Source organism: Kutzneria buriramensis, assembly GCF_003387475.1.
In the GTDB taxonomy this organism is placed as follows: domain Bacteria; phylum Actinomycetota; class Actinomycetes; order Mycobacteriales; family Pseudonocardiaceae; genus Kutzneria; species Kutzneria buriramensis.
This window is the reverse complement of sequence record NZ_QUNO01000010.1, coordinates 266,364-285,629: the sequence shown is the minus strand read 5'-3', so window position 1 is coordinate 285,629 and position 19,266 is coordinate 266,364. Positions and strand designations below refer to the sequence as shown.

Below are 19,266 nucleotides of genomic sequence, written 5' to 3'. Positions count from 1 at the left end.
GGACGCCGGAAGTCGGCAGAAGTCTGGACCAGCCAGACCCGGCTCAGACCAGCCAGACGGCCGTGTCCGGCGGCAGGAGATCAGCCGCCATCGGCCCGCTGGCCAGCAGCACCTGTCCCGGCGGCAGCGGCACCGGCGCGCTCCCCGTGTTCAGGGCGCAGATCAGCCCGCCGCCCTTGCGTCGGAACGCGAAGCACCCGGGCGGAGCGCCATACCACTCGAGGTTCTCCCCGCCGAACGCCGGATGCGTCTTGCGGAGCTCCAGAGCCTGCCGGTAGAGCGACAGCATCGAGCCGGGGTCCTCCAGCTGCGATTCGACGGTGAGCCGGGCCCACTCGTGCGGCATGGGCAGCCACGTCGCGGCGCCGGTCGAGAAACCGAACGGAGGCTGGTCGCCCTCCCACGGGATCGGCACGCGGCAACCGTCGCGGCCACGCTCGATGTGCCCGGACCGGATCCAGATCGGGTCCTGGAGCGCCCAGTCCGGCAGTTCGACGTTGGGAAGCCCGAGTTCCTCGCCGTTGTACACGTACACGACGCCGGGCAGCGCCAGTTCGACCAGGGCCATCGCCCGCGCCCGCTGCCGGCCGAGCTCTCCGTCGCCGTAGCGGCTGACGTGCCGGACGACGTCGTGGTTGGACAGGGTCCAGGTCGCGGGCGAGTCGACGTAGGTCACGGCGGCCAGCGAGGAGTCGATGGCCGTCCGCACCGAATCCGCGTCGAACTCGGCCTCGACCAGCCGGAAGTTGAAGCCCAGGTGTAACTCGTCGGCGCGCAGGTAGCGGGTGAACCGCTCGTTCTCCTTGACCCAGATCTCGCCGACGGCCATCGCGTTGGGGTACTCGTCGAGCACCTTGCGGATCATCCGGTGGATCTCGTGCACGCCGTCGTCGTCGAACCGCGGGTCGAGCGCGTTGTCGTGCAGCACCCCGGAACCGCGGTCGGCCCGCGGGTCCATGTCGGGCAACCCGTACGGCTTGGCCATGCCGTGCGCCACATCGATACGGAAGCCGTCGGCACCGCGGTCCAGCCAGAACCGGAGGCTGCGCTCGAGGTCCGCCCGGACATCGGCATTGGTCCAGTTCAGGTCCGGCTGCTGCGGCGCGAACAGGTGCAGGTACCACTGCCCGTCGGCGACCCGCGTCCACGCCGGCCCGCCGAACACACTGGTCCAGTTGTTGGGCGGCAGCGAACCGTCGCCTCCGCGCCCCTCCCGGAAGTGGTACCGCTCGCGTTCGGGGCTGCCGGGCCCGGCCCGCAGCGCGGCCTGGAACCACTCGTGCTGGTCGCTGGTGTGGTTGGGCACCAGGTCGACGGTGACCTTGATGCCGCAGCTGTGCGCGTCCGCCACCAGGCGGTCGAACGCCGCGAGATCGCCGAAGAGCGGATCGACGTCCCGCGGGTCGGCGACGTCGTAGCCGTGGTCGGCCATCGGCGACCGGTAGAACGGCGTCAGCCAGAGCGCGTCGACCCCGAGCAGCTCCAGGTACCCCAGCCGGGAGCGGATGCCCTCCAGATCGCCGACGCCGTCGCCGTCGGAATCCGCGAAGGACCGGACGTACACCTGGTAGAACACCGCGCCGCGCCACCAAGCCGACTTCTCGGCGATCTCGGCATGAACGTCAGCGGATCGTCGCACAGGGTGTCATCCTGCCATCCGTCCGGGATTGGTTGTCCCCTGATGGGTTACGCCATCCGGAAAACCGTGGTCAGCCGCCCAGTGATCGATCTCACCAGGACCTCACACCCAGGTGTTGAGCAGGCTGTTCGCCGCCATCTCCAGGTAGTCCCACAGCTGCTGGCGCTCCGGCTCGGCCAGACCGGCCTCGTCGACGGCGATCCGCATGCACCGCAGCCAGGCGTCCCGCTGGATCGGGCCGACCGTGAACGGCATGTGCCGCATCCGCAGCCGGGGGTGTCCGCGCAGGTCGGAGTACGTGTGGGGGCCGCCCCAGTACTGGATCAGGAACAGCCGCAGACGCTCCTCGGCCGGCCCGAGGTCCTCCTCCGGATAGAGCGGGCGGAGCACCTCGTCCTTGGCGACCTCGGCGTAGAAGCGGCCGACGATGCGGCGGAAGGTCTCCTCGCCGCCGACGGCCTCGTAGAAGTTCTGCGGCTGTCCCACGTCCTCAATCCTCGCACTCGCGCGTGACGCTCAGCCGTCCTGGTCGGACGACTTGGCGTCGTCGAAGCCGGTGGGCCGCGGCCGGGCCGGCGCCGGCTTCTTGGGCTCGTCCTCGATCTTGGGCGGCGTGCGCACGAACGGCGGCTCGATGCCCGCCGCGACGAACGCGCCCATGATCCGGGCCCGCAGCGCCCGCTGGGTGGCCCACTGCCGCCCGGGCCGCACCTTGACCGTCATCCGCAGCGTGATGCCCTCGGACGTGACCTTCTCCACGCCCAGCACCTGCGGGGCGTCCATCACGTCGTCGGCCAGCGGTGTCTCGGCCACCGCGGCCTCGGCGGTCTCGCCGAGGATCGTCAGCGCCTGGTCCACGCTGCCGTGGCCGAACGGCACGTCCACGACGGCGACCGCGAAGCCCTGGCTGGAGTTGCCGATCCGCACGATCTCGCCGTTGCGCACGTACCAGACGGTTCCGTTGACGTCGCGCAGCGTCGTGACGCGCAGGCCGACCGACTCCACGGTGCCGGTGGCCTGGCCGGCGTCGATCACGTCGCCGACGCCGTACTGGTCCTCCAACATCATGAAGATGCCGGACAGGAAGTCCCTGACCAGCGACTGGGCGCCGAAACCGATCGCGACGCCGAGCACCCCGGCCGAGGCGATTATCGGCGTGATGTCGATCCGGAACTGCTGGAGGATCATCAGGAACGCGATCCCGGCGGTCAGCAGCGTGGTCACGGACTTGAGCACCGAGCCGATGGTCTTGGCCCGCTGCCTGCGCCGCTCCGACCGCTGCGGGGCGGGCAGTTGCGGCGCCCGCTCCTTCAGCGGCTTGAGCAGCGGCGGCATCTCGCCGTTGCCCTGAGTGAACTTGTCGATCATCCGGTGGACCACCAGCCGGACCACCACGGCTATCGCCAGGATGATCGCGATCTGGATGGCCCCAGCGACTAACACTGGCCAGTTGTCGGCGAACCAGCTCGCCGCCCTGACCACGTTGGTGCCCTGCCCGGTCATGTACTCGGTTCCTCCAGCTCCAAACCGACCTCGTTGGCGAGGAAGCCGAGTTCGTCGACGGCGAGCGCGACACTGCGGGACACCGAGCGCGCCGCGTGGCCGACCTCGGTCTCGCGACGGATCAGCACGGGGTGCTTGGTCGGGTCCGCGCTGGTGGCGTGCTGCAACGCTGCGCACATCTTGCGGGCGTGGTTCGGGTCCACCCTGCTGTCCGACTCGAAGACGGCGAACAGCACGGCCGGGTACTCGACCTCCTCGAGCACCCGATGGTACGGGGAGTAGGCCAGCAGCCAAGCCAGCTCCTCGGGCACGGCGGCGCTGCCGTACTCCTCCGCCCACAGCCTGCCCAGCAGAAACTTCTCGTAGCGCACCATGTCCAGCAGTGGCGCGGAACACACCACCGCGCGGTACAGCTCCGGCCTTTGGGTCAACGCCGCTCCGACAAGCAGACCACCGTTGGAGCCGCCCTGGATCGCCAGCTGCTCCGGCGTGGTCCAGCCGTCACGGATGAGGTACTCGGCGGCGGCGTGGAAGTCGTCGAAGACGTTCTGCTTGCGGTCGCGCATGCCGGCCTGGTGCCACTGCTCACCTTCCTCGCTGCCGCCACGCAGCGACACGACGACCCACACACCGCCGGACTGCACCCATGCGAGCGCGCTGCTGTTGTAGCCGGGACGCCGTGAGATGGCGAAGCCGCCGTAGCCGGTCACGAGTGTCGGCAGCGGCGTACTGGGTCGGCCGTGCGGCGACACGACGAACATGCGCACCACGGTGCCGTCCTTGGAGGTGTACTCCAGCTGTTCGGTGCGCACGTCCGGCACGTCCACCGCGCCGGGCGCCGCCGCCCACAGGTCGGTGTCGGTCGCGCCGAAGCGATACGTGCGCACGCACACCGGCGTCGTGAAGTCGGTCCAGCCGAACCAGATGACGCCGTCGCGGCCGCTGGTCCGTGCGTCGGTCATGGTGATGCCGTGCAGACTGCCCTTGCTCGGTAGCGGCACTTGGCCGACACGCGCGCCGGTCGACGGCGCGTGCAGGTGCAGCTCCGAGACTGCGTGTCGTGTGCGCTGCAACACGAGGAGGGCGCCTTGATCCTCGTCGCGGCGTACCCACTCGGCGTTCTCCAGCACGGAGTCGGGCTCCTCCGCCACCAACTCCGTCCAGTGCTCACTGCCGGGGCGCTGCGGGTCAGTGACGCACAGCCGGCCGCGCGGGGCGTCCAACGTCGTCAGCAGGTACAGGCGGCCATCACCAGCGACCCACGCGTTACACCGCGCGCCGGCGGCGTCGGACAGCACCTCGGTCAGCGCGAATTCGTCCGTGGTGAGGTCGGCGATCCACACGGCCTCGCGCTGCGTGGTGCCGCGGCGGCCGTCGACCACCAGCCAGTGGCCGTCCTCCGATGTGGACAGCGTGAAGTAGTACGTGGGGTCCATGCCGTCGCCGTGCACGTTGACGTCGAGATCGGCGTCCGTGCCGACCCGGTGCCGCCACACCCGGCGGTGGAACAGCTCCTCGCCGGCGGGCACCTGGTCGGTCGGCAGCCGGCGGACGTAGAAGAACTCCTCGCCACCCGGCAGCCAGCCGATCGAGCTGTACCGGCAGCGGTCGATCGGGCCGTCGAGCAGCTCGCCGCTGTCCACGTCCAGGACGTGCAGCAGCGACTCCTCGTTTCCGCCGACCGAGATCTGGTATGCCAGCCGGTCGCCCTCGCGGCTCGGCGACCAGCTGTCCAGGGTGGTGCGCCCCGACGGGTCGATGGCGGCGACGTCCAGCAGCACGCGCTCGCTGCCGTCGCGGTCGCGCAGCCACAGCGCGGCGTGGTCCTGGCCCGGGTCGCGGCGGGTGAAGAAGGCGCGGCCGCTGCGCCAGACGGGTGTTCCGATGCTGCCGGCCGCCATCAGGCGCTCTAGGCGCCCCCGCAGCGCCTCGCGGCCCGGCAGCGCGTCCAGCCATGACCGCGTGAGCGTGTCCTGTGCGGCCGACCAGGCGACGGTGCGCTCGTCGGCCGGGTCCTCCAGCCAGCGGTAGGGGTCGGACACAGCGTGTCCGTGCAGGTCCTCCACGAGCGGCAGCCGCTCGGCCGGGGGATAGGACGCCGTCGATTGGGGGAGAGCCTCCGTCATTCGCCGAAGGGTAGCCGCCCAGTTGAAAACCATCTCCGTTAGGCCACGGTTCACCATGGATTTCACGACGGGTTCATGACATGTCATGCATCACACGTGCGTTGAGCGGGTCAAGTGTGGTCGACTATGCCTGCACCGGTGGAGGTGGTCGCGTGCCCGACCGACAACCCACTCCGATCGGCGCCCCCAGATCGGGGCTGGCGCCGCGGGTCCCCCTGTCTCAAATTCCTGCCCAGGCCACGTCCAGCGGCCACGCATCCAGCGTGGAACCGGACCGGGTCGGCCAGGACCGGGCGCGCGGCGCCCCGGGTGGGCCCAGTTGGGGGCGGAGGCGGGTGCTCCTGCTCAATGCCACGTTCGAGCCGCTGACGGCGTTACCGCTGCGGCGGGCCGTGGTGCTGGTGGTCTGCGGCAAGGCCGAGGTCGTGCACGGTGACTCGGCCGGCCTGATCCTGCATTCCTCCACTGCCAGCGTCGTGGTGCCCTCGGTGATCCGGCTGTCCAGCTACGTCCGTGTCCCCTATCGCGGCCGGGTGCCGCTGACCAGGGCCGGGCTGATGCACCGGGACCGCTACCGCTGCGCGTACTGCGGCGGGCGGGCAGAGACTATCGATCACGTCGTGCCGCGCTCGCGCGGGGGTGCCCACAGCTGGACCAACTGTGTGGCCTGCTGCGCCAAGTGCAACCACCGCAAGGCCGACAAGATGCTGTCCGAACTCGGATGGAGGCTGCTGGTCGTGCCGACCGCGCCGCGAGGGCCGCACTGGCGGCTGCTCGCCGGCGTGGCCGACGCCGACCCCCAATGGCTGCCATACCTGGGCGAGCCCGCGGCGTGAGCCCGAGCTCGTCCAGGTGATCGGGTAGTTCTCGATGAACGAACGGCGGTTCGGGCGTTTCCTGCCCGGGCCGCCGTCGTTGTGTGGTCTGTGTGGTGGTCAGGCCGCGCGGTTGACCCTGATGCCGTCGCGGTTGACGCGGATCCCGTCCCGGTTCACGCGGATGCCGTCGCGGCTCTCGGCCGCGCGGTTGACGCGGATGCCGTCCCTGTTGACTCGGATGCCGTCGCGGCTCTCGGCGGCCCGGTTGACTCGGATGCCGTCGCGGTTGACTCGGATGCCCGCTCGGTCCGCGGAGCGGTTCACGCGGATGCCGTCCCGGTTAACCCGGACACCGTCGCGGTTGACGCGGATTCCGGCGTCGAGACCATTCACCCGAATGCCACGCTGGACAAGGGTGCTCTTGTTCACCCGGATGCCGGACACGAGAGTGAGCACGGTGCGCATCTCTTCACTCGATCGGGTGACAGCGGCGACCGTGGTGGGGAGGCTCGGCGTGTACATGGCGTGCCCTCCTGGGAGGTTCGGGGTGGCGTTCAGGCAAGGCCCTTGCTCCGCAAGACCCGTATAGGTGAAAGCTAATCTTGATTCGCCGGTCAGGACAAGCCGCCAAACCGGCGGCATTCGCGTTGCCAACCCGGGGTCCGTTCGGCGCAGCGCGTTACACCGCAAGAGTGTGTGCTGATGATCACTTTCACGCCGCGTCGCCGGCAACGGTGTGGTCACTTCGCCCCGGATCGTGCCCGTTCGGGCGTGCGCATCGCCCCAGACCAGGACGGCCGGTGACGCGCCGTGCGACGGCCTCGGCTACCGTAAAGCCCCGTGAACGTCGTGGACACCCTCCTCGTCTTCGCGCTGATCCCGCTGTGTGTGTACGGGGTGATCGCGCTGCTGACGCTGTGGCCGAAGTTCGCGCGTACCCCCCGGTACCAGGCAGGCCAGGAGTGGGGCTACGCGCCAGTGTGGTGGACCGCCAACCCCGCGGGCATCGGTGCCCACGCCCCCTCCGCGCACCTGGCGCTGGAGCAGGGCGAGGCCGGCGAGCCCGCGCCGACCGCACGAGGAGGTGCCCGTGGCAACTGGTGAGATCGTGCAGCGGCGCGCCGAGGACTCGGAGCTCGCCTACGGCGAGGCGCTGATGGCCGACGGCCGGGTCTCGGCCGCCATCGAGCAGAAGCCCAGCCCTCCGAGCCTGCCGTTCCGCTCCTCGGAGCTGGCGCAGCTCGACGAGGCGCTGACCCTGTCCAGCCGGGAGACCGGCCTCGACTTCAGCGTCTACCTGGGCGAGCTGGACGGGGACGACACCCGCAAGGCGGCCGAGGAGCTGCATGCGCAGACGCCGCGGCCCACGCTCGCGGTGCTGATCGCCGTGTCGCCGGGGCAGCGCGCCGTCGAGATCGTGACCGGCGAGGAGTCGCACCGCCGGCTGGCCGACCGCGGCTGCAAGCTGGCCGTGATGAGCATGGTGGCCTCCTTCAAGGAGGGCGACCTGGCCGGCGGCCTGGTCAGCGGCCTGCGCATGCTGACCGACCAGGCGGGGCCGGCGCCGCGCCGCTGACCCGCGTCCGAACTGCGAGGAGGCCCTCCCGGATCCGTCCGGGAGGGCCTCCTCGCGTCTGAGGTCAGGACCGGTCGAACTCGCGGGCCGCCAGCGCCCGCACGATGCCGGCGCGGCCTTCGGACACCAGCCGCCGCAGCGCCGGCGGGCGCTCCTCGGCCAGCCACTCGTCGGACGCCCGCACGGTCGACTCCGCCACCGCCCACGACGGGAACAGGCCGGTCACCGTCGGCTGCGCCCGCTCACTGGACCGCCGCCGCCACACATCCGCGACGTCGGCGAAGTACCGCTCGGCGTACGGCGCGAGCAGCTCCTTCTGGCTCGGGTGCGAGAAGCCGTAGATGATGGCCTCGTTCACGGCGTTCGGCAGCTCGTCGTCGTGCACCGCGCGCCGCCACGCCTCGGCCTTGTTGGCCTCGGTCGGCACCAGCGCCCGCGCCCGCTCGGCGTGCCGCTGACCGGCCGCCGTCGGGTCCAGCTCCAGCTCGGCCCGCACCTCGACGTCGCCGGCCGCGCCGTGCGCGGTCAGCGCCTGAAGCAACCGCCAGCGCAGGTCGGTGTCGACGACCAGGCCCGGCAGCGTGTCGGTGCCGTCCAGCCAGCCCTTCAACACCGCGACGACGTCGTCGGTCAGCGCCGAGCCGGCCAGCGAGTTGACGAACGCCAGCTGGTGGTCCGAGCCCGGCTCCGCGGCGCGGGCCAGCTCCAGCACGGTGTCGGTGAACCGCCGCCAGCCCTCCGGCGCCCACGCCGGGTCGGCGTACGAGGAGATCGCCGTCTGTGCCTGGAGCATCAGGCGCTGCACCACGCCGACTTCGGTCTCCGACCGGATGCCGCCGAGCACCAGCGTGACGAAGTCGCGGGCCTTCAGCTCGGCCTCGCGGGTCATCTCCCACGCCGCCGACCAGCACAGCGTGCGCGGCAGCGGCTCGGTGATGTCCGAGATCCGGTCCACCAGCGTGGCCAGCGAGTCGTTGTCCAGCCGCATCGTGCAGTACGTCAGGTCGTCGTCGTTGACCAGCACCAGCTTGCCGCGCGGCACGCCGACCAGCTCCGGCACCTCGGTCCGCTCGCCGGTGACGTCGAGCTCGACGCGGTGGGTGCGGACCAGCTTGCCGGTGGTCGGGTCGTCGTCGTAGACGCCGATCGCCAGCCGGTGCGTGCGCAGTTCGCCGGCGCCCGGACGGGCGCCGCCCTGCAACACCGCGAACTCGGCGAACCGGCCGTCGGCGTCGACCGTGAACTTCGGCCGCAGCAGGTTCAGGCCGGTGGTCTCCAGCCACTGCGCCGACCACCAGGACAGGTCCCGGCCGGACGCCTCCTCAAGGGCCGCCAGCAGGTCCGAGAGGGTGGCGTTGCCCCACGCGTGCTTGGCGAAGTACACCCGCAGACCGGCCAGGAAGTTGTCCAGGCCGACGTAGGCCACCAGCTGCTTGAGCACGCTGGCGCCCTTGGCGTAGGTGATGCCGTCGAAGTTGACCTCGACCGCCTGCAGATCGGGGATGTCGGCCGCGACAGGGTGGGTCGAGGGCAGCTGGTCCTGCCGGTACGCCCAGGACTTCTCGATGTTGGCGAACGTGGTCCAGGCGTGCGTGTACTCGGTGGCCTCGGCCTGCGAGAGCACGCTGGCCCAGGTGGCGAACGACTCGTTCAGCCACAGGTCGTCCCACCAGCGCATGGTGACCAGGTCGCCGAACCACATGTGCGCCATCTCGTGCAGCACGGTCTCGCAGCGCCGCTCGTACATGTAGCGGGTGACCCGGCTGCGGAAGACGAAGTCCTCCAGGAAGGTCACCAGACCGGCGTTCTCCATCGCGCCGGCGTTGAACTCCGGCACGAAGGCCTGGTCGTACTTGCCGAACGGGTAGCGCACGCCGAAGGCGCGATGGAAGAAGTCGAAGCCCTGCTTGGTCTGCGTGAACAGGCGCTCGTGGTCCATGTGCTCGGCCAGCGAGGCCCGGCAGTACAGGCCCAGCGGGATGCTGCCCTCGTCGTCGGTGTACTCGTCCCGCCACTCGGCGTACGGGCCGGCGACCAGCGCCACCAGGTAGGTGGACAGCGTCTTGGTGGTCTCGAAGACGTGCCGGGACGTCTCCGGGTCGATCTCCTCGACGCTCGCCGACGGCGCGTTGGACATCACCTTCCAGTCCTTCGGCGCGGTCACCGTGACGTCGTAGACCGCCTTGAGGTCCGGCTGGTCGAAGCAGGTGAACATGCGCTTCGCGTCGGCCGTCTCGAACTGGGTGTACAGGTAGACGCCCTTGTCGACCGGGTCGACGAAGCGGTGCAGGCCCTCGCCGGTGTTGGTGTACAGGCACTGCGCCCGCACCACCAGCTCGTTCTGCTCGGCCAGCTCCGGCAGGACGACGCCGTCCTCGTCGCGGTAGCTGGACACGTCGAGCTCGACGCCGTTGAGCACGGCGGACTGCACCTCGCCCGCGACGAGGTCGATCCACGTCGACGCGCCGGCCGTGCGGCTGCGGAAGCGCACGGTAGTCGTCGATCCGAACGTGGGACCGTCGCCGGTCAGGTCCAGTGCGATGTCGTAGGACTGGACCTCGAGGAGCGCCGCGCGCTGCTGGGCCTGGTCGCGGGTGAGGTTCGGCGCGGCCACTGGGTCACCTCATCTGTGGATGTCGGGGGTCCGGGTGGTTGTCGTTCGCCACCGGGTATGGGCAGGGGTCTCCGCATCCAATCACGTGACGTGGTCGCCGCGCTGCGAGGATCCGGCGTAAATCGCGGTCGGGAAGACCGGACGGCCTCCGATGGTTGCCTCTGGTGTGCGGGTCCGGACAGGCTGGCCCCGCGTGACGCCCTGGAGATGCCCCGATGACCGCAGTGCAGTTCGACGCGAACGAGAAGGTGAAGGTCGACTTCTGGTTCGATCCCGCGTGTCCGTGGGCGTGGATCTCGTCCCGCTGGATTCTCGAGGTCGCCAAGGAGCGCGACATCGACCTGGCCTTCCATGTGATGAGCCTGTCGGTGCTCAACGACGGCCGTGACCTGCCCGAGGAGTACCGGAACTTCCTCGACCGGGCGTGGGGGCCGGTGCGGGTGGCCATCGCGGCCGCCAAGCACCACGGGGACGATGTGCTGCTGCCGCTGTACACGGCCATGGGCACCCGGATCCACAACGAGGGTGTCCGGGACTTCGACGAGGTCATCAAGCTGGCGCTGGCCGACGTGGGCCTGCCGGCGGAGCTCGCCGAGGCGGCCACCAGCACGGAGTACGACGAGGAGCTGAAGACCAGCCACCACGCCGGCATGGACGCGGTGGGCATGGACGTCGGCACCCCGGTCATCCACGTCAACGGTGTGGCGTTCTTCGGGCCGGTGCTGTCCAAGATCCCGCGTGGTGAGGATGCCGTCCGGGTGTTCGAGGGTGCCCGGCTGCTCGCCGGCTTCCCGCACTTCTACGAGCTCAAGCGGACGCGGACCGAGTCGCCGGACTTCTCCTGACCGGTCGTCGATGCTGGCCGGTCGTGGTCCTGACCGTGGTCCTGACCGGTCGCTGAACTCGGGCGCGGCCGCCGCACTCCTCGCGGCGACCGCGCCCGGCCTTTGTCAACGAAGTGCAGGTCGGCGCACCCAGTGGTGCTCGTCGTACGAACTTCTCGACTTCACACGGACTGCTCGATTTCGCACGCACTGCCCGATTACGTGCGGACTTCCCGACTTCGCACGAACTTCCCGACCGCGCACGCACTGCTCGACTTCGCACGGACTCGTGGACTTCGTTGAACCGAGTCAACTGTGTACAGAGTTGTCAACTGTGGACAACGTGGTCAACTCCGGACGCGCTGCCCGTGTGCGTGCGAATTGCTCGATTTGGTCAGCGGTCGGCGTCCCAGTTGACGTCGGCGAGGGTCGTGGGGCTGCCGGGCAGCGGCGTGGCGGCGCACGGGCGGAGGCCGTCGAGCATCAGCTGTGTGAGGCGGGCGTCCATGTCCACAGGCGTGGTGCCCGGCACGTCGAACGGTCGCTTGAGGTGCAGCGACACCAGCATCGCCACGTCGACGACGCCGACGTCGGTGCGCATCGAACCGTCGCGCTGGGCGGCTTCGATCATCTGCTCCACGATGCGCAGCAGCTCCGTGCGTGCCGAACGGAGTTCGTCGCTCTGGCGGAGCGCGGTGTGAAGTTCCGGGTCGACGATCGAGCGCAGCGCCCCGAGCCGGAGCGCGACGCACTCGCGGACGAAGCGGCTTAGGCCGGTCCACGCGTCGGGCTCGGTGCGCAGCGCGGTGCGAGCCAGCTCGGTCATGTTCTCGATGGTGTGCACGGACAGCGCGCGCAGCAGCGCGACGCGGTCGGGGAACCGCCGGTAGAGCGTCCCGACGCCCACACCGGCGTGCCGGGCGATCTCCTCCATCGGGACGCCGGCGCCCTGGTTCACCATGAGCTCGCGGGCGGCCGCCAGGATCTGGTCGCGATTGCGCTTCGCGTCCGCCCGCAACTGTCCCGTCATCGCCGCATGCCTCCACCACCAGGTATGTGCTGGCCAGAGGCTACCTGCCCGGAACCCGTCGAGGGCCCGTCCCGACCGGACGGGCCCCCAAACGTGACCGTCAGCGACCGTTGCGCATGGCCGGCGCCGTCAGCCGGGCCGACAGCTCGTTGACGTCGATCTTGGCGTTGCTGGGCGTGCGCTCGCTCAAGGTCTCCGCCGTCGACGAGGCCGGGTTCTCCACCGGCGTGCGACGCGGGGTGCGGGCGCGCTCGGTGGTGGGCACCATCGGCCGCAGCTTCTGGTCCAGCTGCCGGGTCAGGTGGATCATCGTGCGCGGCTGGTTCAGGCCGACGATGCCGACGGGCTTGCCGGCCCGGATGTAGCCAGTGATGGACCGCTCGGCGCCGTTGGGCCGGGTGCTCAGGTACATCGTCTGCTGACCGATGGCCGGGATGCCAGCGGCCTGGATCCGCACGTGGTGCTGCTCGGACCAGAACCGGGGCAGCGGCGTGAACGGCTTGGCCCGGGACTTGCCGGCGAGCAGGTTCTCGGCGGCGGCCCGCCCCATCTCGATCGCGTTCAGCCAGTGCTCCACGCGCCGCGGCACGCCGTCGAAGCGCAGGTTGGGCCAGCGGGCGACGTCACCGGCGGCGACGACGTCGGAGGCGCCGACCACGTGACAGGTCGGCTCGCACAGCACGCCGTCCTCCAGGACCAGGCCGGAACCGGCCAGCCAGTCCGTGGACGGCATGCTGCCGACGGCCAGCACGACGCAGGCGGCGGTGATCAGCCGCTCGTTCGACAGCACGATCGCGACGCCCTCGGGGCCGGTCGCCCAGTGCCGGATGTCCACGCCGAGCGCCAGGTCGACGCCGTGCCGGCGGTGCAGATCGCCTATGGCCGCGCCGAGTTCGGGGCCCAGCGCCTTGCCGAACAGCGTCTTGGACCGGCCGATGATCGTGACGTCGCGGTTCATCTCGCGGCAGCTGGAGGCGAACTCGCAGCCGGTGAAGCCGGTACCGATGACCACGACCCGGCCCTTGGAGCGGGCCAGCGTCTCCTTGATAGCGATGGCGTCGTCGAGCGTGCGCAGGGCGTGCACGCGCGGGTCGTGCCGGGGCGCGCCGGCCAGGTGTCTGGCCTCGACGCCGGTGGCGATCATCAAGCCGTCGTACTTGAGTTCCTCGCCGCCGGGCAGGTGCACGACGTGCCGGCCGTGGTCGAGCTTGTGCGCCCGGGTCCGGGTCCGCCAGATCGCGTCGATGTCGTGGTACGCCGGGAAGAACAGGTCCTTGCTGGCCAGCTTGCCGGTGACCAGCTGCTTGGACAGCGCCGGCCGGTGGTAGGGCTTGTAGGGCTCGTCGCCGACGATGACGATCTCACCGTCGAACTTCTGCTCGCGCAGGCGCTCCGCGGCCCGCAGCGCGGTGAGTCCGGCGCCGACGATGACGATCCGTTCCATCCTGCCGCTCACAGTCGCTCCCCGGACAGCTGGATCGCACGCATCGGGCAGGCCATCGCGGCGGCGCGGGCCTGGTCGGCGTACTCGGGGATCACCTCGGTGACGTAGCGCAGCCGCTCGTCCTCGGTCAGTTCGAACAGGCTCGGGGCCTCGTACTGACAGGTGCCGTAGAGGTGGCAGCGACCATTGTTCACGCTGATGGTCAGGGAGCTGCCGTGCAGAGCGCGACGAGGACTCATCGGGCCAGCTGTCCTTTCTCAAGAGGCGGGTATCGGGGTAACCGCGTGGCGGGTGGGGGCGGGACGTTCGGGGGGTGTCCCGCTAACCGCCGTTGAGCAGACCTGCTCCGACGAGGTTCTTGCTTGGAACGAAACGCAGGACGGCCAGCACGACCGTCGGGATCATCAGGGTCAGTCCGCCGAGCCAGACGATGGACAGGTGACCGTTGGCGACCGCGCCGAGCCACGAGTGCACGATGGTGATGCCCACCGCGATGTACGCGAGCTGGTGGAAGCGCAGCCAGTTCCGGTACACGAAGAACTTGACGAGCCCGGTGGAGATCAGGATCGCGGTCATCACCTCCAGTCCGACGATGCCGAACGCCCAGCGCAGCTGCCCGCCGCCCACGATCGGGATCACCAGGTTCACCCAGCTGAAGATCTCGTCGGAATCGGTCAGGAAAAGGAAGCATGCCGCGTGTAGTCCACCAAAGGCGAGAGTGAACGTCGCCATTATCATGTGGCTGCTACGAACGGCCTGGCGCCCTGTCAGCTTCGCGACCCATCCGGTCGCCGTGAAAATTCCCCAGACGAGGGTCAGGCACATCAACGCATAGGCCAGCCGGGCCGACAGCGCGGCTACCTGGCGCACGCCGGAATCGTGCGCGGAGTGCACTGTCGGCGAAGTAATCAACTGCGTCAACGTAATCAACTGCGTCGACACCTCAGACGCCTCCCGGACGGCCGTGAGCTCGGGGTCCTCCGACTGGAGCAACGGGGTGGGCCGCCTGGTGGGGGCCATGCTCCGGGTCGGATGTCCGATTGTCACTTATCGTTGGTCGTGGTTAAACAGTTTGTCTGTGGCGACAGCCGCCTCCAGGCCTCTGGAGGAGTAATCCGCTCGGCTGAACGGAGTAGCTGCCAGGGTGTTGCTTCGTTTCTGGTTAGCGGAAGTAACGAATCCCGTTGTCTATGTTCTTGTAGAAGTTGGTGTGAGCGTCACGCCGGCCGGCAGGTAGTTCGACACCAAGGGGGTTGACTTCGGCGGCGGGCGCATAGCTTCTCCTGCTCGATGCATGTGTTCCCGGACGGTCGCGACCGGCTCCTGGAATCCTTTTCTCCGTGTGGACGGCGCCGGCCGGCGGGCATTGAGCCCGGCCAGGAGGCGGTTGAACTCGCGCGACCGGTCGACCGTGGTCAACCCGACGAGTCCGTCCCGGCGTGCCGACGCCAGGCAGCCCGCGCCGAGCCGCCCGTGTTCGCCGCCCAACTGCGGCTGGCCCGCGACCTGCACCTTCATTCGGTGCTGTTCGGTCCAGAACCGCGGTATCGGCGTGAACGCGGTGGCCCGCGCCGGGCCCAGCAGCAGGTTCTCCGCCGCCGCGCGGCCCATCTCGACCGCGTTGAGCCAGTGTTCGACCCGTCTGGGCGCGTCGTCGAACCGCAGGTTGGGCCAGCACGCCACGTCGCCGGCCGCCACCACGTCGGTGGCGCCGATCGCGTGGCAGGTCGGCTCGCAGTACACGCCGTCCAGCTCGTGGTGACGCACCTTGGAGCCGCGCAGCCAGGACACCGCCGGCAGGCCGCCGACCGCGATCACGACGTGCCCGGCGACCAGCACCTGGCCGTCGGACAGGTGGATCGCGATGCCGTGGTCCTGCACCAGCCAGTGCAGCACCTCGACGCCGAGGACCACACCGACGCCCTTGCTCTGGTGCAACCGGGTGATGCTGTCACACAGCTCAGGCGGCAACGCGCCGGCCATCAGCGCGGGGCCGTCCGTCACGACGGTCACCCGGCGCTTCAGCGTGCGGATGCTGGCCGCGACCTCGCAGCCGGTGAAACCGCCACCGATGACCACGACGGGTTCCTTGTCCGTCGACAGCGCCTCGTGCAGGCGGGTCGCGTCGTCAAGGGTGCGTAGCTGGTGCACGCGCGGGTCGCTGACCGGAGCGCCCGGCAGATGCCGGGACTCCATGCCGGTTGCGATCACGAGACCGTCGTAGGCGAGCTGTTCGCCACCCGGAAGGAGTAGCGCCCGCTTGGCCGTGTCGATACCGCGGGCGGCGGTGTTCAGCCGCCAGCGTGCGTCGACCTCGGTGTAGGCGGCCAGCGTCAGCTGGTCGGCTTGCACTCTCCCGGTCAGGAACCGCTTGGACAGCTCAGGTCGGTGATAAGGACGGTGTGGCTCGTTGCCGACCATCACCACCTCACCCTCGAACCTGAGTTCACGCAGCCGTTCGGCGGCCCTCAAGCCCGCCGTTCCAGCCCCTACTACGACGATGCGATCTCGTCGGTTCACCGACTAGTCCTCGCTCACCGCGTGGTTCCCGCCACGCCGGCCCCGACCGCACGTGTGACCCCGGCCGTCGGATCGCGCTCCGATAGCCGTTAGGTAACAGTTTGTCGGTCAGGCTCGCGCTGGCTATCGACTGTTCGGGGCAATGCCCTCGGTGAAGGGACCTGTTACCGGCCGGAACGGTTACGCCCCGTCAACCTTCCGATGGCCCTACGGGTCGCCTCGGCCGGGAACGGTGAGTCACGGAGCACGTCCTCGAGCGTGACCGAACCGGCCACGAAGGCCGCCGCGAGCTCGACGACGGCCGCGATGTCGGCCCGCTGCCGGTCGACGAAGGCGGCGTCCACGGGTTCGCCGTGCCCCGGCACGACGACCGTGTCCGGACCCGTCAGGGTGAGCAGCCCGGCGAGCGCCGTCGGCCACGACGCCGGGAACGAGCCCGGGAACGACGGCGGCGCGCCGTTCTCCACCAGGTCGCCGGCGAACACGACATCGGCGTCCGGGACGCGCAGCACCAGGTCGTTGTCGGTGTGCCCGAGGCCGAATTGCTCGATTTCGACGATCCGGCCGCCGAGGTCGACCGTCGTTCGTTCGGACACCAACGTGTTCGGCAGCACGATCCGGGTGGCGCGGATGGCGGCGGCGATTTCCGGGCGCTTCTGGTCGGTGTAGTACGCCGACCATTTGTCCTTCTCCTCGGCGCTCTCGATGACGAGTTCGTCGACGCAGTTCGGATGGGCGAGCACGGGGCAGGGCAGGAAGGCCTGGGTGCCGAAGGAGTGGTCGAAATGTGAGTGTGTGAGCACGACGGTCCACGGCAGCGGCGTCACCCTGCGTACGGCCGAGGCCCACTCGGCACCCTGCACCTCGTCGCCGCCGGTGTCGACCACCAGGCAGGCGTCGTCGCCGACGACCAACCCGAGTGACAGGTCCAGCTCCTCGTACCGACGGACGTGCACTCCGTCGGCGACCTCGATCCAGCGCGCGCTCATGGAGACAGTCTGTTGGTCAGCACGCCGTCGCGGAGCACCGGTGCACACGAACTGGTGCCGACCGCGGCGGCGAGTTCGACGTCGGCGGCGTGCCCGGCGGCCGTCAGCTCACGTCCGGACGCGCAGCCGCGGAGAAGTTCGACGACATTCTCGATTTCGTTGACGTAGCAGTTCGCCGCCAGCCTGGCCTCCGGCGACGCGCCGCCGACGTTCGTCGAAGGCCTGAAGTTCGTCGAAGTTCTGGAGTTCGACGAACTGCTGGATTTCGTCGACTTGCTGGTGGCCGTGCCGAGCAGCGCGGCGGCGACGGCGCCTGCGCCGAGCAGGTCCTCGATGCCGGGGCGCAGCGGTCCGGCGGTGACGCCCCACCGCTCGCCGGCCGGCACGATGCCGATCGGACGTCCGTCGGCGACCTTCTCGACTTCGCGCGCGACCGACTCGGCGTTCCGCAGACACGCGGCGAAGACGGTCGCGCCGGTGGCGGCCGCCTGCGCGCACAGCGTCGCCCCATTGGGTGACGGCAGGGCGAGCAGTGTGTCGGCGGGCAGGTCGATCAACGACGACGGCCGCAGCGTCCACCGCTGTTCTCCGGCGACGACCGCGCCCGCCGCCCGCGCGGAGGAGATCGCACGAACATCTCCTCTTCGTACGGGCAGCACCCGGCCGCCGCGATCCAGCGCGATGTCGACCGCCGTGGTGAACGACAGCACGTCGACGATGACCAGCACCGCGCAGTCCGCCCCCAGCGCCGCGACGCCGTTCTCACCCCATTCGAGGCGCAACCGGTACCCGTCCTGGCGAAACACGTCGTCGGTCACCCGTCGGAGTGTGGTGCGTGCGTCACCTCCGGGCAGCTGAATTACTCGCGGCCCGGCACCGGATGGCAGACTCTGCACCGTGCGCGTCTACCTGGGTTCCGACCACGCCGGCTACGAGCTGAAGTCCCACCTGGTCAAGCACCTCACAGCCAGCGGGCACGACGTGGTCGACATCGGCCCCGCCGTCTACGACGCCGAGGACGACTACCCCGCCTTCTGCATCGCCACCGCGGCGGCCGTCGTCGCCGACGAGGGCAGCCTCGGCGTGGTGATCGGCGGTTCCGGCAACGGCGAGCAGATCGCCGCCAACAAGGTCCCCGGCATCCGCGCCGCGCTGGCGTGGAACACCGAGACCGCCAAGCTGTCCCGCGAGCACAACAACGCCCAGGTCGTCGGCATCGGCGCGCGCATGCACAGCCTCGAGGACGCCACCGCGATCGTGGAGGCGTTCGTGGCCACACCGTTCTCCAACGCCGAGCGCCACCAGCGCCGCATCGACATCGTGGCCGACTACGAGCGGACCGGGGTCGCGCCGGAGCTGCCGACCACCTGATGCCGGAAGGTCACACGCTGCACCGGCTCGCCCGGCTGCACCACCGCCGGTACGCCGGTAACAAGGTGCAGGTCAGCAGCCCACAGGGCAAGTTCACCGGCTCGGCGACGGTCGACGGCCGGGTGCTCGAAAAGGCCGAGGCCGTCGGCAAGCACCTGCTGCACCGGTACGGACCGGACGCGACCGTCCATGTGCACCTCGGCCTGTACGGGACGTTCACCGAGTTCGCGCGTCCGGAACCGGTGGTCACCGGCATGGTCCGGATGCGCATGCTCGGCGAAACCCACGGCACGGATCTCCGCGGCCCGACCGCGTGCGAGCTGCTCACCGACGACGAGGTCGACGCGCTGTTCGCGCGGCTCGGGCCGGACCCGCTGCGTCGCGATGCCGACCCGGAGCGGGCGTGGCAGCGGATTTCGAAGTCGCGGGTGTCGGTCGCCGCATTGCTGCTCGACCAGGCCGTGCTCGCCGGCGTCGGCAACGTCTACCGCGCCGAGGTGCTGTTCCGGCACGGCATCGACCCGATGCTGTCCGGCAAGCAGCTCGACCGCGAACAGTGGGACTCGATCTGGGCGGATCTCGTCGAGTTGATGCGGTACGGGGTGCGGGTCGGCCGGATCGACACCGTTCGGCCGGAACACGACCCGAAGGTCACCGGCCGGGCGCCACGTCAGGACCGGCACGGCGGCGAGGTGTACGTCTACCGCCGCGCCGGTCAGCCCTGCCTGGTCTGCGGCACGCCCGTGCTGACGAAGGAGTTGGCCGGCCGCAATCTCTACTGGTGCCCTAGCTGCCAGCCGGCGGCCTGAGCG

The 19,266-nt window shown here is 69.9% G+C and carries 19 protein-coding genes; 6 read left to right on the top strand and 13 right to left on the bottom strand.

The genetic code is table 11. The features are described from left to right. Positions 1 to 43 precede the first annotated feature (43 nt). From BCF44_RS29110 to BCF44_RS29095, 4 genes are all read right to left on the bottom strand, one after another. A complete protein-coding gene (locus BCF44_RS29110; protein WP_116177586.1) occupies positions 44 to 1,639 on the bottom strand; it encodes a glycoside hydrolase family 13 protein in 1,596 nt (531 codons plus the stop codon). Positions 1,640 to 1,741: 102 nt separating this feature from the next. Further along, entirely contained in the window at positions 1,742 to 2,125 is a 384-nt protein-coding gene (locus BCF44_RS29105) for a globin (RefSeq protein WP_116177585.1), read from the bottom strand. A gap of 30 nt (positions 2,126 to 2,155) precedes the next feature. Beyond that, positions 2,156 to 3,142, bottom strand: a complete 987-nt coding sequence (locus BCF44_RS29100) for a mechanosensitive ion channel family protein (RefSeq protein ID WP_116177584.1) — start codon at positions 3,140 to 3,142, stop codon at positions 2,156 to 2,158. Then, the gene (locus BCF44_RS29095) at positions 3,139 to 5,268 is read right to left on the bottom strand and encodes a prolyl oligopeptidase family serine peptidase (protein WP_116177583.1); all 2,130 of its coding nucleotides are present in this window, start codon (positions 5,266 to 5,268) and stop codon (positions 3,139 to 3,141) included. Before BCF44_RS29095 ends, BCF44_RS29100 begins: the two co-directional genes overlap by 4 nt. Before the next feature lie 152 nt (positions 5,269 to 5,420). Here BCF44_RS29095 and BCF44_RS29090 point away from each other — a divergent pair, with 152 nt between their 5' ends. Next, positions 5,421 to 6,104: an HNH endonuclease gene (locus tag BCF44_RS29090; RefSeq protein ID WP_211353271.1), complete on the top strand. Its 684-nt coding sequence runs from the start codon at positions 5,421 to 5,423 to the stop codon at positions 6,102 to 6,104. Between the two features lie 99 nt (positions 6,105 to 6,203). Here the strand turns inward: BCF44_RS29090 and BCF44_RS29085 are convergent, their stop codons facing one another. Then, positions 6,204 to 6,551, bottom strand: coding sequence for a hypothetical protein (locus BCF44_RS29085; RefSeq protein ID WP_116177581.1), 348 nt, complete (start codon positions 6,549 to 6,551; stop codon positions 6,204 to 6,206). A gap of 375 nt (positions 6,552 to 6,926) precedes the next feature. Here BCF44_RS29085 and ctaJ point away from each other — a divergent pair, with 375 nt between their 5' ends. Further along, positions 6,927 to 7,190: an aa3-type cytochrome oxidase subunit CtaJ gene (gene ctaJ / locus BCF44_RS29080; RefSeq protein WP_116177580.1), complete on the top strand. Its 264-nt coding sequence runs from the start codon at positions 6,927 to 6,929 to the stop codon at positions 7,188 to 7,190. Further along, positions 7,177 to 7,662: a DUF5130 family protein gene (locus BCF44_RS29075; protein ID WP_116177579.1), complete on the top strand. Its 486-nt coding sequence runs from the start codon at positions 7,177 to 7,179 to the stop codon at positions 7,660 to 7,662. Before ctaJ ends, BCF44_RS29075 begins: the two co-directional genes overlap by 14 nt. A 64-nt stretch (positions 7,663 to 7,726) precedes the next feature. Here the strand turns inward: BCF44_RS29075 and pepN are convergent, their stop codons facing one another. After that, a complete protein-coding gene (gene pepN, locus BCF44_RS29070) occupies positions 7,727 to 10,276 on the bottom strand; it encodes an aminopeptidase N (protein WP_116177578.1) in 2,550 nt (849 codons plus the stop codon). Between the two features lie 215 nt (positions 10,277 to 10,491). On the opposite strand from pepN, the gene BCF44_RS29065 reads away from it, so the two are divergent. Continuing rightward, on the top strand, positions 10,492 to 11,121 hold the full coding sequence (locus BCF44_RS29065; RefSeq protein ID WP_116177577.1) for a mycothiol-dependent nitroreductase Rv2466c family protein: 630 nt from the start codon (positions 10,492 to 10,494) through the stop codon (positions 11,119 to 11,121). Between the two features lie 373 nt (positions 11,122 to 11,494). On the opposite strand, the gene BCF44_RS29060 is transcribed toward BCF44_RS29065, so the two are convergent. The 7 genes from BCF44_RS29060 to BCF44_RS29030 form a co-directional block, all read right to left on the bottom strand. Continuing rightward, positions 11,495 to 12,130 carry a TetR/AcrR family transcriptional regulator gene (locus BCF44_RS29060; RefSeq protein ID WP_116177576.1) on the bottom strand — a complete coding sequence of 212 codons (636 nt, stop codon included), beginning with the start codon at positions 12,128 to 12,130 and terminating at the stop codon, positions 11,495 to 11,497. Positions 12,131 to 12,230: 100 nt separating this feature from the next. After that, positions 12,231 to 13,586 (bottom strand): NAD(P)/FAD-dependent oxidoreductase, encoded by a 1,356-nt coding sequence (locus BCF44_RS29055; RefSeq protein WP_116177575.1) that lies wholly within the window; start codon positions 13,584 to 13,586, stop codon positions 12,231 to 12,233. Beyond that, positions 13,583 to 13,813 carry a ferredoxin gene (locus tag BCF44_RS29050; protein ID WP_116177574.1) on the bottom strand — a complete coding sequence of 77 codons (231 nt, stop codon included), beginning with the start codon at positions 13,811 to 13,813 and terminating at the stop codon, positions 13,583 to 13,585. Before BCF44_RS29050 ends, BCF44_RS29055 begins: the two co-directional genes overlap by 4 nt. A gap of 82 nt (positions 13,814 to 13,895) precedes the next feature. Further along, positions 13,896 to 14,516: a hypothetical protein gene (locus BCF44_RS29045; protein WP_246015674.1), complete on the bottom strand. Its 621-nt coding sequence runs from the start codon at positions 14,514 to 14,516 to the stop codon at positions 13,896 to 13,898. A gap of 246 nt (positions 14,517 to 14,762) precedes the next feature. Then, on the bottom strand, positions 14,763 to 16,094 hold the full coding sequence (locus BCF44_RS29040; protein ID WP_116177573.1) for an NAD(P)/FAD-dependent oxidoreductase: 1,332 nt from the start codon (positions 16,092 to 16,094) through the stop codon (positions 14,763 to 14,765). Between the two features lie 164 nt (positions 16,095 to 16,258). Next, positions 16,259 to 17,083 carry an MBL fold metallo-hydrolase gene (locus tag BCF44_RS29035; RefSeq protein ID WP_116177572.1) on the bottom strand — a complete coding sequence of 275 codons (825 nt, stop codon included), beginning with the start codon at positions 17,081 to 17,083 and terminating at the stop codon, positions 16,259 to 16,261. Further along, positions 17,080 to 17,901 carry a 2-phosphosulfolactate phosphatase gene (locus BCF44_RS29030; protein ID WP_246015672.1) on the bottom strand — a complete coding sequence of 274 codons (822 nt, stop codon included), beginning with the start codon at positions 17,899 to 17,901 and terminating at the stop codon, positions 17,080 to 17,082. Before BCF44_RS29030 ends, BCF44_RS29035 begins: the two co-directional genes overlap by 4 nt. Before the next feature lie 79 nt (positions 17,902 to 17,980). Between BCF44_RS29030 and BCF44_RS29025 the strand changes: the two genes are divergently transcribed. Both BCF44_RS29025 and BCF44_RS29020 read left to right on the top strand, forming a co-directional pair. After that, on the top strand, positions 17,981 to 18,454 hold the full coding sequence (locus BCF44_RS29025; protein ID WP_116177571.1) for a ribose-5-phosphate isomerase: 474 nt from the start codon (positions 17,981 to 17,983) through the stop codon (positions 18,452 to 18,454). Continuing rightward, positions 18,454 to 19,263 (top strand): Fpg/Nei family DNA glycosylase, encoded by an 810-nt coding sequence (locus BCF44_RS29020; protein ID WP_116177570.1) that lies wholly within the window; start codon positions 18,454 to 18,456, stop codon positions 19,261 to 19,263. The genes BCF44_RS29025 and BCF44_RS29020 overlap by 1 nt, the downstream gene beginning before the upstream one ends. The last annotated feature ends 3 nt before the right edge of the window (positions 19,264 to 19,266 follow it).